Annotated in this window: 14 protein-coding genes; 10 read left to right on the top strand and 4 right to left on the bottom strand. The window is 67.2% G+C overall.

Annotated elements, in window-relative coordinates; translation table 11 throughout:
• Positions 1-5 precede the first annotated feature (5 nt).
• The 4 genes from ACYU98_RS03910 (at position 6) to ACYU98_RS03895 (ending at position 2,417) form a co-directional block, all read left to right on the top strand.
• Entirely contained in the window at positions 6-596 is a 591-nt protein-coding gene (locus ACYU98_RS03910) for a DAPG hydrolase family protein (protein WP_460466880.1), read from the top strand.
• Between the two features lie 80 nt (positions 597-676).
• Positions 677-811, top strand: coding sequence for a DAPG hydrolase family protein (locus tag ACYU98_RS03905; protein WP_460466879.1), 135 nt, complete (start codon positions 677-679; stop codon positions 809-811).
• A 51-nt stretch (positions 812-862) separates the two neighbouring features.
• The gene (locus ACYU98_RS03900) at positions 863-1,195 is read left to right on the top strand and encodes a hypothetical protein (RefSeq protein ID WP_460466878.1); all 333 of its coding nucleotides are present in this window, start codon (positions 863-865) and stop codon (positions 1,193-1,195) included.
• Positions 1,196-1,253: 58 nt separating this feature from the next.
• Positions 1,254-2,417 carry a class I SAM-dependent methyltransferase gene (locus ACYU98_RS03895; protein ID WP_460466877.1) on the top strand — a complete coding sequence of 388 codons (1,164 nt, stop codon included), beginning with the start codon at positions 1,254-1,256 and terminating at the stop codon, positions 2,415-2,417.
• A 4-nt stretch (positions 2,418-2,421) separates the two neighbouring features.
• On the opposite strand, the gene ACYU98_RS03890 is transcribed toward ACYU98_RS03895, so the two are convergent.
• Together ACYU98_RS03890 and ACYU98_RS03885 are read right to left on the bottom strand one after the other, a co-directional pair.
• The gene (locus ACYU98_RS03890; RefSeq protein WP_460466876.1) at positions 2,422-3,363 is read right to left on the bottom strand and encodes an SDR family oxidoreductase; all 942 of its coding nucleotides are present in this window, start codon (positions 3,361-3,363) and stop codon (positions 2,422-2,424) included.
• A gap of 116 nt (positions 3,364-3,479) precedes the next feature.
• Entirely contained in the window at positions 3,480-3,887 is a 408-nt protein-coding gene (locus tag ACYU98_RS03885) for a hypothetical protein (protein ID WP_460466875.1), read from the bottom strand.
• 137 nt (positions 3,888-4,024) lie between these two features.
• Between ACYU98_RS03885 and ACYU98_RS03880 the strand changes: the two genes are divergently transcribed.
• The 6 genes from ACYU98_RS03880 (at position 4,025) to ACYU98_RS03855 (ending at position 11,710) form a co-directional block, all read left to right on the top strand.
• The gene (locus ACYU98_RS03880) at positions 4,025-4,786 is read left to right on the top strand and encodes a GNAT family N-acetyltransferase (protein ID WP_460466874.1); all 762 of its coding nucleotides are present in this window, start codon (positions 4,025-4,027) and stop codon (positions 4,784-4,786) included.
• 59 nt (positions 4,787-4,845) lie between these two features.
• Complete coding sequence (locus ACYU98_RS03875) at positions 4,846-6,315, top strand: class I SAM-dependent DNA methyltransferase (RefSeq protein ID WP_460466873.1); 1,470 nt, start codon at positions 4,846-4,848, stop codon at positions 6,313-6,315.
• 146 nt (positions 6,316-6,461) lie between these two features.
• Positions 6,462-7,481 carry a restriction endonuclease subunit S gene (locus ACYU98_RS03870; RefSeq protein WP_460466872.1) on the top strand — a complete coding sequence of 340 codons (1,020 nt, stop codon included), beginning with the start codon at positions 6,462-6,464 and terminating at the stop codon, positions 7,479-7,481.
• A 73-nt stretch (positions 7,482-7,554) separates the two neighbouring features.
• A complete protein-coding gene (locus ACYU98_RS03865; protein ID WP_460466871.1) occupies positions 7,555-7,998 on the top strand; it encodes a helix-turn-helix domain-containing protein in 444 nt (147 codons plus the stop codon).
• A complete protein-coding gene (locus ACYU98_RS03860; protein ID WP_460466870.1) occupies positions 7,995-8,348 on the top strand; it encodes a HepT-like ribonuclease domain-containing protein in 354 nt (117 codons plus the stop codon). The genes ACYU98_RS03865 and ACYU98_RS03860 overlap by 4 nt, the downstream gene beginning before the upstream one ends.
• Positions 8,345-11,710, top strand: coding sequence for a DEAD/DEAH box helicase family protein (locus ACYU98_RS03855; RefSeq protein ID WP_460466869.1), 3,366 nt, complete (start codon positions 8,345-8,347; stop codon positions 11,708-11,710). Before ACYU98_RS03860 ends, ACYU98_RS03855 begins: the two co-directional genes overlap by 4 nt.
• Positions 11,711-11,713: 3 nt before the next feature.
• Here the strand turns inward: ACYU98_RS03855 and ACYU98_RS03850 are convergent, their stop codons facing one another.
• Both ACYU98_RS03850 and ACYU98_RS03845 read right to left on the bottom strand, forming a co-directional pair.
• Positions 11,714-12,400 carry an ArsR/SmtB family transcription factor gene (locus ACYU98_RS03850; RefSeq protein ID WP_460466868.1) on the bottom strand — a complete coding sequence of 229 codons (687 nt, stop codon included), beginning with the start codon at positions 12,398-12,400 and terminating at the stop codon, positions 11,714-11,716.
• A 65-nt stretch (positions 12,401-12,465) separates the two neighbouring features.
• Entirely contained in the window at positions 12,466-13,137 is a 672-nt protein-coding gene (locus tag ACYU98_RS03845) for a 4a-hydroxytetrahydrobiopterin dehydratase (RefSeq protein ID WP_460466867.1), read from the bottom strand.

Raw genomic sequence — 13,137 nt, 5'->3', positions numbered from 1 at the left:
AGCCGATGGACGACCTCCTCAGCCCGGCCGACCTCCTTCCGACTCCAGCGGTACTGACCACCGAGCCGCGACGGCTGGGCTACAGCGACTTCGACCGCTCCCGCCCGTACGCCCACTTCTTCAGCGATGCCGTACGCCCGCTGCAGGCAGGTCCGCGCGAGGCCCTGGCGGGCACCCCGGCACCAGCCGAGTTGGCGTACGAGGTCGACGACGCGGTCAGTCGGCTGGCGCGCCCCGGGTACGAACCGGTCGAGAACGGCTGGGCGCGTACGGCCCGTGGGACCACCTTCGTGGCGTGCCACACCGACATGCCCGGCGTGACCGCATCGATGTGGGACTGGTGGTTCGGCTGGCACAGCAGCGAGACCGCCCGCTACAAGCTGTGGCATCCCGGCGCCCACCAGTTCGCCGCTTGGGGCGACGACCGCTCGGCCGACCGCACCCTCACCGACCGGCAGCGCTACCAGTCGAATGTGTCCTATGTCGATAAATACATCGGCGACACCTTGACCCGACTGGCCATCCGGTTCGTCGATCCGCAGCGGCTGGGGTTCGAGGACCGGAGGGGCACGACCCGTGTCTGGCTCGGGTCCTGAACCTGCCCCCGCGCAGCTACGCCAACGCGCCGGTCGGACGCGTCCTCACCAGCCGGGCCGGGCTCGCCACGCTCCGGCCGGTGGTCCGGACCGTCGCGCGACGGATGACCGGCCTGGACACCGCGCGGGCGCTGCTGCACCACTGCGCCACCGAGATGAACCATCTCGCCGGTTTCCTCCCGCAGCTGCACGAGGAGTTCCGCGGTGTTCCGTGACGCCGCGGCGTAACCTCTCAACCCGAGGAGCTTCAACGGGGTGGAGTGAGCGTGGACACCAGGAACGGGTGGGGCCCGGCCGGCACCTTCGCACTGCTGGCGCTCGTGACGACCGGGTGCGCGAGTTCGCCGAGCAGTGCCGAGACGCCGGTGATATGCGCCGACTTCTTCTACTCGCTGATCGAGGGCCACGGACAACCGACGCCGGTGGCCGCAGCGGAGTGGACCGCGCGGCATGGCCAGATCCGCCTGCCCACAACGGGGTGGACGGTGGCGAACAGCGACCACGACGGCGTGAACGTACGCTCCGGACGATCGACGGTGCACGCCGTCCGGTTCGCCGACAAGACCTGGGCGGTGGATTCCGGGCGCCTCTGCCGCTAGGCAACGCGTCGCGGATCCGCGGCCACGCGAGCGGTCGACCGCGTGTGAGACTGCCGAGGTGCCGAACCCGCTGACTGTCGCCGAGACCCCTGACGCGCCCTGGCTGCCGCCGGGCAGTACCGCGTACGTCCGCGCCGGCGACGCACTCACCGCCCCGACGCCGGCCATCATCGTGCGGGTCCTGCTGACCGGAGCCGATCGGCAGTTCTTCTGTGTCGCAACGGAAAAGGGCCTGGATCTGCCCACGCTGTTCCTCGGTCCGGAGGGCGAGCGCCTGAGCCTGACCGACGGGCTGGACCTGCTGACGACCCGGACGGTCGGCTCGCCGGACGACACGGCCACGTGCATCGGCTGGGTCCACAACCAGGTGCCCCACCCGGACGGCACGTATCCGCATCCGATTCCCGACGCGTACGTGCCGGTCTTCCGGCTGGCCGATCGGGAGCCGGTCGTGCCGGGCGAGTGGGTGACCCTCGACGAGGGTCGCCCCGCGTTGCAAGCTCGTCACTGGTGGCCGATCGTCGACCACCACCTGGCTCGGGGCGTCCCGGGGAGCCGCGCACATACTGGGGTGATGGACACCAACGCCCCCGAACCCGGACGCCGGCCCACCACCGACCTGCAGGGTGTCGACCTGCACACCCACGACGACACGTACGAAGAGGCGCCGCTGTGGAGCGGAGAGCCGAACGAGGTGCTGATGACCGAGGCTGCGCGCCTCACGCCGGGTCGCGCCGTCGACGTCGGCTCCGGCGAGGGCGCCGACGCGATCTGGCTGGCCAGGCAGGGCTGGCAGGTGACCGGCCTCGAACCCTCGCCCGCCGCGCAGACCCGAGCACGGGCCGCTGCCGAATCAGCGGGCGCGAACGTCGACTGGGTGCAAGCGACGTTGCTCGACGCACCGCTGGAGCCGGGCACGTTCGACCTGGTCAGCTGCTCCTTCCCGGCCTTGTTGCGCTCTGCCGACCAGTCCGCGGAGCATGCGCTCGCCGGCCTCGTCGCACCCGGTGGAGTCCTGTTGCTGGTAACCCATGCCGACACCCACCGCGAGCAGGCCCTCGCGCACGGGTTCGACCCGGACGACTATCTCGACCACGCCGCCGTACGCGAGGTGCTGGGCGAGGGCTGGACCATCGAGGTCGACGAGCGACGCCCGCGCGGAGCGTCGGCGGGTCGTGCACATCACCACGACGACTGGGTGCTGCGGGCGCGGCGCGCCTGACCGGTCAGCCCTCCGGGAAGCTCACCCCGGTCAACTCCACCGAGACGTCCCACAACCGCCGCGCATCCGTGTGCTGCATCGAGCGGTACAGCGACAGGTGGGCCGGCGGACCTGCCAGTTCCGCGATACCGCTCGGCCCCCAGAACGTGCCGCCGCCGGCGTCGGGACCGGTCGCGGCGTACAGCGCCGGGAGCGCGCCCTGGGCCGGCTGCTGGGCGACCAGGCCTGTCTTCGCGAGCGGCCGGATGAGCCGCGCTGCGAGGGTGTCCTTGGACCGGCCCATCTCGGGGCGCGCCGAGAGCAGGTTCGTCGCGGTCACGCCGGGGTGCGCGACGTTGCTGGTGATCCCCCAGTCGCCGGCGATGCTGCGCCGCTGCAGCTCGAGCCCGAAGACGGCCACAGCCAGCTTCGACTGCCCGTACGCCTTGCTCGCGGCGTACCGCTGCTGCCACTGCAGGTCGGCCCAGTTCATGCGCGCAGTACGGGCGGCGATGCTGCTCTGGCTCGTCACCCGGGCGCGCCCGGCGCGCAGCAGGGGCAGCAGGTGCGCGACCAACGCGACGTGTCCGAGGTGGTTGGCGCCGAACTGCAGCTCGAACCCGTCGGCGGTGACCTGGCGCGACGGCGGGGTCATCACCCCGGCGTTGTTGATCAGGATGTCGATCGGCCGGCCGGCGGTGGTCATCGCACCCGCGAAGGAGGCGACCGACTCCAGCGACGAGAGGTCGAACGGGGCGGTGGACACCGCTGCCGACGGCACCTCGCGCCGGATCCGCTCGGCGGCCGCGTCGCCCTTCGCCTGATTGCGTACGGGCATGACCACCTCCGCGCCCGCCGCCGCCAGCCGGGACGCCAGGACGAGTCCGAGACCGTCGCTGGCCCCGGTGACCAGGGCCAGTTTGCCGGTCAGGTCGGGAACGGTGGGGTCGGGTTTCGTACGTGCCATCGGTCGTGTCCTTCTCGTCGGTGGTGGCGATCGTTGCGTATCGGAGCGCGCCTGTGGGGAACAACGTGTCGCGGCGCGAGCCGTTCCATCTCCACATCACGGGCAGCTGGGGCCGTTCAGAAGACGAAACAGAAGGACGCGACGAACCAGCTGTAGGCCGTGACAGCCGCGAACGGAGCCGTGGCGGCTGAGACCAGAGTCGCCGACATCCATCGTCGGTGCCTCATCAGCAGGACGACACCGACGAGATGCGCTGCCACTCCGACCAGCCCGACCGCGAAGATCACCTTCTCGGAAGAGTGATCGGTCGGGCAGCCTCCGTGGAGGTCTTGGAAGCGGTTCACCGCGTCCCGTGCGCGCCCGGCGACAACGAGGTTCATCGCGGTCACCGCGGCGACGAGCCCCACAACGAAGCTCAGCCACCGACGCTCCTGTCGGCCGCGGGCGAACCACCAGGCCACGGCGTAAAGGGCGATCCAACCGACGAAGAACACACTCGCCACGAGGAGCTTGTGATCGGCCACGACCGGAGGCTATCCGCGACCGAGCACGCAACAGGGACCCCGCGACTCCCGACCCGGGCGTCAAGATCGAAGCCCGACCCATCAAGGAGCCGTCAAGGCAGCCGCGCGGCCGTCCGACCCCACCTAGCGTCGGACGGGTGCCAGAGCCGACCCTCCTGCGCTGTACGTCCGTCGAAGCGCCGGCGAGCGCCGCGCGACTGATCGACGACGACTTCACCATCGTCCACTACGACCACGGATTCCGTTACGGCGCAGGTATTTTCGACATCAACACGACCTGTTCTGCGGAGCAGGTGATCGCTGGAGCACAGCGCGTGGCTCGTTGCTGGGGTCGCACCACCCTGTGGTGGCACGGCATCGGTGCCACGAGTCCGCCGGCTCTGCAGGAGGCGTTGCTGGCGGCCGAGGGCGCCGTCGCGGCGCGGCACTGCGTGCTCGAGTTCGACCTCAGCACGCAGCTCCCGCCCGCCGAGTCCGATCACGGGGTGACGATCACTCGGCCGACGCCGGCCGACCTGTGTCGGGCCTTGAACCTGATGGTCAACACCGGTGACGTGGAGTCGCCCGAGCGTGACGATCTCGCCCTCGCCCACCGGCATCAACACGACGCCGACGCAGCGCAGCATCACCTTCTCGCGCTGTGGAACGGCGAACCGGCCGGCACCGCAGCCGTGTCGTACGACGGCACCGAACCGGCTCATCTATGGGGCGCCCGCACCGTCGCCTCGGCCCGACACCACGGTGTCTACCGGGCCTTGCTGCGCGCCAGGCTCGAGCTGGCCCGGCAGCACGGATGCGCCGGGGCTGTCACGCGCACCGAACCGCACCTTGCTCCGCTGCTCACCCGCCTCGGGTTCATCCCCAGCAGCGAGGAGCTGCTGATCCGTACGACGGTGTGACCCGATCACCCCGCACCACCCCGACGACACCCTCGCCATGGACAACTAGAGTTTTGCTCGTGATCACCGGCGAGCTGAAGAACAAGATCGACCGCGTCTGGGACTCCTTCTGGTCCGGCGGCATCAGCAACCCGCTCGAGGTCATCGAGCAGATCACCTACCTGCTGTTCCTGCGCCGACTGGACGATCTGCAGACCATCGCCGAGAAGAAGGCGCGCATCACCGGAGGCCCGATCGAAGACCCCAAGTTCTTGCCGGGGCAGTCCCACCTGCGCTGGAGCCATTTCAAGCAGCAGGCACCGACGGTCATGTACGACACCGTCGCCACCGAGGTCTTCCCGTTCCTGCAGAAGTACGGCGCCCAGGTCGGCGGTGACGACTCGACGCTCTCAAACCACATGAAAGACGCTCGCTTCACCATCCCGACGCCTGCGCTACTGAGCAAGGTCGTCGACCTGCTTGATGACATCCCGATGGAGAACCGCGACACGAACGGTGACCTCTACGAATACATGCTCGGCAAGATCGCCGGCGCGGGCCAGAACGGCCAGTTCCGCACCCCACGACACATCATCGATCTGATGGTCCGGATGTCCGCGCCGACACCAAGCGACGAGATCTGCGACCCGGCCTGCGGCACAGCCGGGTTCCTCGTGGCGGCCGGCGAGTACGTTCGCGAGCAACACCCCGCCGCGTTGACCGACGCGACCCAGCGCGCGCATTTCCACCAGTCGATGTTCCATGGCTACGACTTCGACAACGTGATGTTGCGGATCGGATCGATGAACCTACTGCTGCACGGCGTCGAGGCGCCGGACATCCGCTACCGCGACTCCCTCTCTGAGGGCGCCGCCGGCGACGCCAGCAGATACACGCTGATCCTTGCCAACCCGCCGTTCGCCGGCTCGCTCGACTACGAGGCCACCAGCAAGGACCTCCAGCAAGTCGCGAAGACCAAGAAGACCGAGCTGCTCTTCCTCGCTCTGTTCCTGAAGCTGCTCAAGCCGGGCGGGCGCGCGGCCGTCATCGTGCCCGACGGGGTGCTCTCCGGCTCGTCGAAGGCGCACAAGGAGTTGCGTCAAATGCTGGTGGAGGACCAGAAGCTGGACGCGGTGGTGAAATTGCCCTCGGGCGTCTTCAAGCCGTACGCCGGCGTCTCGACCGCCATCCTGTTCTTCAAGCGCACCGACGACGGTGGTACCGACGACGTCTGGTTCTACGACGTACGAGCCGACGGCTTCTCGCTGGACGACAAGCGCAACCCGGTCGAGGCGAATGACCTGCCCGACGTGCTCGCGCGTTGGCGAGATCTCACGACTGAGAGGGGCCGCGCCCGCACCGACCAGTCCTTCCTCGTGCCCAAAGCGGACATCGCGGCCCAGGGCTACGACCTTTCCATCAATCGGTACAAGGAGATCGAGTACGACGAGGTGGAGCACCAGGCCCCTCTGGAGATCATTGCGGATATCGAGCGACTGGAGGGCGAGATTGCACAGGGTCTTGCTGGATTGAGGGCGATGCTTTCTTGAGAACAGTGCACCTCGGAGATGTGGCGCTTATAAATCCGAGCGGCCACAAAGTCACATCCGCCGAGCCAATCTCGTTCGTGGGCATGGCACAGCTCAGCGCCACACAAGCGCGGGCGGTCCCCTTGGACACTCGCCCATTCGGGGACGTGGCAAAGGGATACACCGTCTTCCGCAACGGCGATATCCTCGCAGCCAAAATAACTCCTTGCTGGGAGAACGGTAAAGTCGGCCAAGCTAAACTCAGCCAAGAATTCGGCGTGGGCTCCACCGAGTTCCATATCGTGCGCCCGACCGACGAGGTGCACGATCGATACCTCCTGCATTTCCTTCGGCAGCCATATATCCGAGCATCTGGTCAACTGCGCATGACTGGGAGCGGCGGGCAACGACGCGTCCCAGCAAGCTTTCTCAGCGAACTCTCCATTCCGCTGCCGCCCTTCCCCGAACAGCGGCGCATCGCCGCGATCCTTGATCAAGCCGACGCGATCCGCACCAAGCGCCGGGAGGTACTCGCCCACCTCAACTCGCTAGACCAGTCGATCTTTGAGGATCATTTCTCACGCGTCACAGAAACTGACACTCTTCGTTCAATTGGGGTGAACTTCGTTAGCGGCAAGAATGTCCTCGGCAGCGACAAGGACGCCCACTCCGAAAATCGGGTGATCAAGGTCAGCGCAATTTCCAGAGGAACGTTTGCCCCAGATGAGTCTAAACCCATGCCCCGAAACTACGTGCCGCCGAACTCACATCGAATTCGCGAAGGAGATATTCTGTTCGGTCGTGCCAGTGGTTCGCTGGACCTGCTTGGAGCCACGGCCGTGGTGGATGTCACGCCGGACCATTTGTACCTGCCGGACAAGGTATGGCGACTGACCGTCGAACAAAGTAGCGAGGTAAGCGCCAATTACGTCCTTGCGGTCTTGCGCTCTCCGAGTGCTCGGAGCTTCATCCGACACAACGCAGGTGGAGCAGCCGGTGTCAGGAATATCAGCAAGTCAAAATTGCTGGACCTCCCGATACCAGTGCCGCCACTTTCCGCTCAGGCGGAGTTCGAAAATCGAATCGCCGCTACCCGAGAGATTCGCAGCGCCGCGCAGAGGGCACTGAAGGCCGACGACGAACTCTTCGCGTCTCTCCAGTCCCGCGCCTTCCGCGGCGAACTGTAAGAAGCCCAGGCGCGATCTCAATCCATCGCCTCAACCCATATCGACCCGGATAAGAACCGGCTACGGTGACCGCATGGACCTTCGCGCCGAACGGGTGGCGGCCGGGCTGAGCCAGGCCGAGCTCGCCCGTGCCGCGCGCGTCCCGCAGCCCAACCTCTCCGCGTACGAGCACGGTCGACGGACCCCGTCGCCGGAGGTACTCGCCCGAATCACGCTGGCGCTCAACGGGCGTCCGTCTCGTCGCATCGAGATGCACCGCGAGGAAGTGCGGGCCGCCGTCGCCGCCCATCATGCAGTGGCGCCCCGCGTGTTCGGCTCGGTCGCCCGCGGTGACGACCGCCCCGGCTCGGACGTCGACGTCTTGGTCGAGTTCACCGACGACGCAACCCTTCTCGACGAAGTCGGGCTACGTCAGGCCCTCACGGACCTCCTGCACGTTCCGGTCGACGTTGTCGGTCTCGATGCGCTGCGCGGGCCGATGCGTGATCGGGTGCTGGGCGAGGCTGTTCCCGTATGACCGACCCGAGCGTCAAGGCCCTGGACGCCGTTGACCTGGCCGTGCGGATGTGTGACGTGCTCATCGCACTGACCCAGATGGACCTGGATGCGTTCACCGGTGACCTGCGCACGCAATGGGCGGTGGAGATGGGACTGATCCGAATCGGGGAGGCAGTCAACCGCATCCCGGCCGAGGTGCTTGACCGCTTCCCGGGGCAGCCCTGGCGGCAGATCATCGGGATGCGCAACTTCGCCGCGCATCAATACGACGACCTCGATCCCCGCAGGGTGTGGCGCACCGTCACTCAGGACGTGCCGGCTCTGCGGGCGTACCTGCTCGACACCGTCCTCCCGGGACTCACAGCATGAGCAACTTCGACTTCGCCAAGTCGGCGCTACCGGTCGCCCACCCTGACGCGGTGCGCGCTGAGTCCTACCTCTCCAGCGATCCCGCCGCCGCCTGCTTCTACAGTCGCCGGACGATCGAACAGCTCCTCCCACACCTCTACGACGTCATCGGGTTGCCCGCTCCGTACCAGAACGACCTTGCCGCTCGCATCAACGACGCCGCCTTCAAAGCGGAGGTGGGTGTCGGAATCACCCAGAAGCTCAATCTGATTCGCAAGTGGGGCAATGCGGCCGCCCACGAGGGGAAGCCCATTCCCGGCCCGGTCGCGCTGCAGGTCTTGCGCGAGCTGTTCCACGTGATGGTGTTCGCAGCCTTCCGCTACTCCGCCCATCCGCAACAGGTGCCCACGAGTGCACAGTTCGACCCGAAGGTCGCGGCCGCCCTCGCCCCGCTGTCCCGGCAGGAACTGGTGCAGCTTTCGGCGAAGTTCAAGGCCCAGGACGACGCTCACGCCAGGGAACTGGCGCAGCGGGATGACCTGGCGGCGACCAAGGACGCGGAGATTGCGGCGCTGAAGTCGCAAATTGCCGCCGCACAAGCAGCGAACACGAAGCCCGACGACCACGATTACTCCGAAGCGGAAACGCGAACCGCGATCATCGACGTTTTGCTCGCCGAGTCCGGGTGGCCGCTGGACCAATCGCGCGACCGCGAATACCCCGTCAGCGGCATGCCGAACGGACAGGCCAAAGGCTTCGTGGACTACGTGCTCTGGGGCGCCGACGGTCTGCCGCTCGCCGTGGTGGAGGCCAAGCGCACCACCAAGAGTCCGCAGGTGGGTCAGCAACAGGCCAAGCTCTACGCCGACTGTCTAGCAGCACAATTCGGACGGCGCCCGATCATCTTCTACACCAACGGTTACGAACACTGGTTGTGGGACGACGCAGCATTCGGCGACGACGGCTATCCGCCACGGCAGGTGCAGGGTTTCTACACCCGCGATGAACTCGAGCTGCTGATCCAGCGGCGACAGACCCGCCTCCCACTGGCCGGTGCCCCGGTCGACGGCTCGATCGTCGAGCGCTACTACCAGACCCGGGCGATCAAGGCGATCGGAGCGGCGTTCGACAAGCGCGAGCGCGAAGCTCTGCTGGTGATGGCCACCGGCGCCGGCAAGACCAGAACCGTGATCGCACTCGTCGACCAGCTGATGAAGGCCAACTGGGTGAAGCGAGTGCTCTTCCTCGCCGACCGCACGGCCCTGGTCAACCAGGCCGTCAACGCTTTCAAGACGCATCTCCCCGCGGCCACCACGGTCAACCTGGTCACTGAGAAGGCCGTCGACGGACGGGTCTACGCCTCGACGTACCCGACGATCATGAACCTGATCAACGAGGTCGGTGAGGTCGGCCGACGGTTCGGCCCCGGCTACTTCGACCTGATCGTCATCGACGAGGCGCACCGCTCGGTCTACCAGAAGTACGGTGCGATCTTCGACTGGTTCGACGCTCAGCTCGTGGGACTCACCGCCACGCCGAAGGACGAGGTCGACCACAACACCTACCGGCTGTTCCACCTCGAGGACGGCGTTCCCACCGACGCGTACGGTCTCGACGAAGCCGTCGGCGACGGGTTCCTCGTGCCGCCCTTCGGGGTCGCAGTCGGCACGAAGTTCCTGCGCCAAGGCATCCGGTACGACGAACTCAGTGATCAGGAGAAGGACGAGTGGGACGCGCTCGATTGGGGCGACGACGGCCCACCGACGGCGATCGACTCCGAAGAGCTGAATCGCTTCCTGTTCAACGAGGACACCGTCGACAAGGTGCTCGCCACACTGATGTCCGAGGGCTACAAGGTTGCCGGTGGTGACCGGCTCGGCAAGACCATCGTCTTCGCCAAGAATCAGGCACACGCCGAATTCATCGAGCAGCGCTTCAACGCGGCCTACCCCGAGTACGGCGGGGAGTTCGCCCGCGTCATCACGCACCAGGCAACGTACGCACAAGACCTGATCGACCATTTCTCCCAGCCGGACAAATCACCACACATCGCGATCAGCGTGGACATGCTCGACACCGGCATCGACGTCCCCGACGTCGTGAACCTCGTCTTCTTCAAGATGGTCCGGTCCAAGTCGAAGTTCTGGCAGATGATCGGCCGCGGCACCCGTCTTCGTCCCGATCTGTTCGCACCGGGGCAGGACAAGAAGGACTTCTTCGTCTTCGACTTCTGCGGCAACCTGGACTACTTCGGGCAGGACCTGCCCGGCACCGACGGGTCACTGCAGAAATCTCTGACCCAGCGCCTCTTCGAGCATCGCCTCGGCCTTCTCGTCGCGCTCGACGCCTGCGCGTCGGAGCGCGCACTGCGCGAGTCCACCGCCGATTGGTTGCACGAAGTCATCGCCGGAATGAACCTCGACAACTTCTTGGTACGCCCCCACCGTCGACAGATCGACGCATGGGCCGAGCGGTCGAACTGGGACACCGTGACCAAGGAGGATGCCGCCGGGATCCTCGACCATCTGGCGGGTTTGCCCTCGACCGTGCGGGACCCGGACGAGCAGGCCAAGCGCTTCGACCTTCTCGTGCTGCGTCGGCAACTCGCGCAACTCGATGGTGACGCGGTCGCTGCCGAGCGGATCCGGGAAACCGTCCAAGCCATCGCCACCGCACTCCTGCCGAAGAAGAACATCCCTTCGGTGGCGGAGCAGCTTCCCCTGCTCGAAGAGGTGTCCGGCGACGAGTGGTGGGTGGATGTCACGCTGCCCATGCTCGAGGTCATGCGACGACGGTTGCGCGGCTTGGTCCGGTTCGTGGAGCGAACGAGGCAGAGCCCGGTCTACACCGACTTCGAGGACACCCTCGACGATGCCGCGCCCGTGGACCTGCCGCAGGCGACGTCGGGCCTGAACTGGGACCGTTTTCGCGCGAAGGCCCGCGCGTACTTGCACGACCACGAGGACCACGTCGCCCTGCAACGACTGCGCCGCAACAAGCAGCTCACGCCCGACGACCTCGACTCTCTGGGCTCGATGCTGATCGCGTCGGCCGGCGAACAGAAGGTCGACCTCGCCTGGGTCACAGAACGCGCGGGCGAACTCGGACCGTTCATCCGGTCGTTGGTGGGACTGGACCGGGCAGCAGCCAACGAGGCGTTCGCGCAGTTCCTCGACGAATCGAAGTTCTCCGAGAACCAGATTCGGTTCGTCTCACTGATCGTCGACGAACTCACCGCCAACGGGATCATGGAGCCGGCGCGACTTTACGAGTCGCCCTACCTCGACCGCGGTCACGTCGATGCCGTCTTCCCCGAGGACTACGAGGTCATCGTCGAGATCCTCCGCGAGGTCAACGCCCACTCACTTCCCGCCGGGGCGTGACCGTCAGTCGCCGAACAGCCGACGCTCCCCGAGCGGGGTGAGGTGGACCGCGCGCGGATGGGTACCGCGTCGGACCCACTCCTCGGCCAACGCCCGATCTGCCAGACGGTCGGCCAGCACACCAGCCAGATGTGGACGGCGCTCGGTCCAATCCAGGCATGGCCGGAGCAGCACCCGCCCCGTACGGACGTCGAGATCCACTCCCCGCTCGGTGAACCAGTGCCGGCCCACTGGGGTGACGTCGTGATCGGCACCGACCAGCCCACATTCGCGCAACCGATCGGCGAGCGCGACCCCAAGAACACCGGCCAGGTGGTGGTAGCAGGTGCGTCCGGCGGTGAGCTCGCGCGCGTCTCGCTGACCGCGCAGGCTCGCCACCGGTCGCATCGGCGGAGCGATCAGGCTCACGGCCTCCAACGCGGCGGCGATCTCCGGACCGGCCAGCGCGACGTACGTGTGTCTCCCCTGTCGCAGCACCGTGACCAGACCCGCGGCCGCGAGCTGCCGGACATGGTCACTGGCGGTGTTGCGAGCGACTCCCGCGTACGAAGCGAGTTCGCCGACGGTCCAAGCCGTTCCGGTCAGCAAGGCCGACAACATCTGCGCCCGTGAACGGTCGGCGATCGCCCGGCCGACCACTGTCAGGTCCGCCTCGGCGGCACGCGGCGCGGAGGGCTGAGTCGCGGTCATGTCTCCAGTGAACAGCCAGGACGTGTCGGCGGACACCGAACCATTCCGAGATCGGCCGGCGACCGCTACTCGCGGCCCTGCCAGGTGGTCAGGCAGGCGCGGTTGCCCTGCGCGTCGGCGAGCACCCAATAGGCGGGCGCCGCGCTGTCGTCGACCAGTTCTCCGCCGGCCGCCAGCGCGGCGGCGATGCGGTCCTGAACCACCTCGGGCGGAATGCGCAGGTCGAGGTGCCACCGCTGCCGCGGGGTCGAGTGGGGTTCGGTCGGCTGGAACCAGATCGTCGGGCGGCGTCCGGTGCCGTCGCGCAGCTGCAGCTCGCCCCACGCATTCACCGTGTCGAGCGCGAGCAGCGCCGCCCAGAACGGCCTGATCTCAGCCTCGTCGGCGGTGTCGAGGGCGAGTTCCAGCACACTCATCCGCTCCGGCCGCGCGGTGACCCCGGCGTTCGAGGCCAGCTCGCTGATGGCCCGGGCGAGCGCCACATCACGCGAGGTCACCCCGTCCACGTCGTGACTGATCAGCCGTATGTCCAGGCGTCCGTACGACACGTCCAGATCGGGATGGTGGTCCATCCGCGCGGCGACCGAGGCGATGTCCGCGACGAGCCGTGCGGCGGTCGCGAAGTCGCCGGTGTCGAAGCTGGCGTGCAACCGGTCGATCAGCATCCGCCAATCGGCCAGCTGTTCGTCGACCAGCTGCAGCTCCGTCAGCGTGCGCCTCGGGTCGGGCTCGCTCAT

It is taken from the genome of Calidifontibacter terrae, assembly GCF_054778835.1.
Note: the sequence above shows the minus strand (reverse complement) of the source record. Positions and strands in the feature narration are given on the sequence as shown.

What these genes read in the sequence shown, in the direction of transcription:
- ACYU98_RS03910 (WP_460466880.1), top strand. Translation starts at nt 6, where the DNA reads ATGGACGACCTCCTCAGCCCGGCCGACCTCCTTCCGACTCCAGCGGTA.
- ACYU98_RS03890 (WP_460466876.1), bottom strand. Translation starts at nt 3,363, where the DNA reads ATGGCACGTACGAAACCCGACCCCACCGTTCCCGACCTGACCGGCAAA.
- ACYU98_RS03865 (WP_460466871.1), top strand. Translation starts at nt 7,555, where the DNA reads ATGGACCTTCGCGCCGAACGGGTGGCGGCCGGGCTGAGCCAGGCCGAG.
- ACYU98_RS03860 (WP_460466870.1), top strand. Translation starts at nt 7,995, where the DNA reads ATGACCGACCCGAGCGTCAAGGCCCTGGACGCCGTTGACCTGGCCGTG.
- ACYU98_RS03855 (WP_460466869.1), top strand. Translation starts at nt 8,345, where the DNA reads ATGAGCAACTTCGACTTCGCCAAGTCGGCGCTACCGGTCGCCCACCCT.
- ACYU98_RS03850 (WP_460466868.1), bottom strand. Translation starts at nt 12,400, where the DNA reads ATGACCGCGACTCAGCCCTCCGCGCCGCGTGCCGCCGAGGCGGACCTG.
- ACYU98_RS03845 (WP_460466867.1), bottom strand. Translation starts at nt 13,137, where the DNA reads ATGAGCGAGCCCGACCCGAGGCGCACGCTGACGGAGCTGCAGCTGGTC.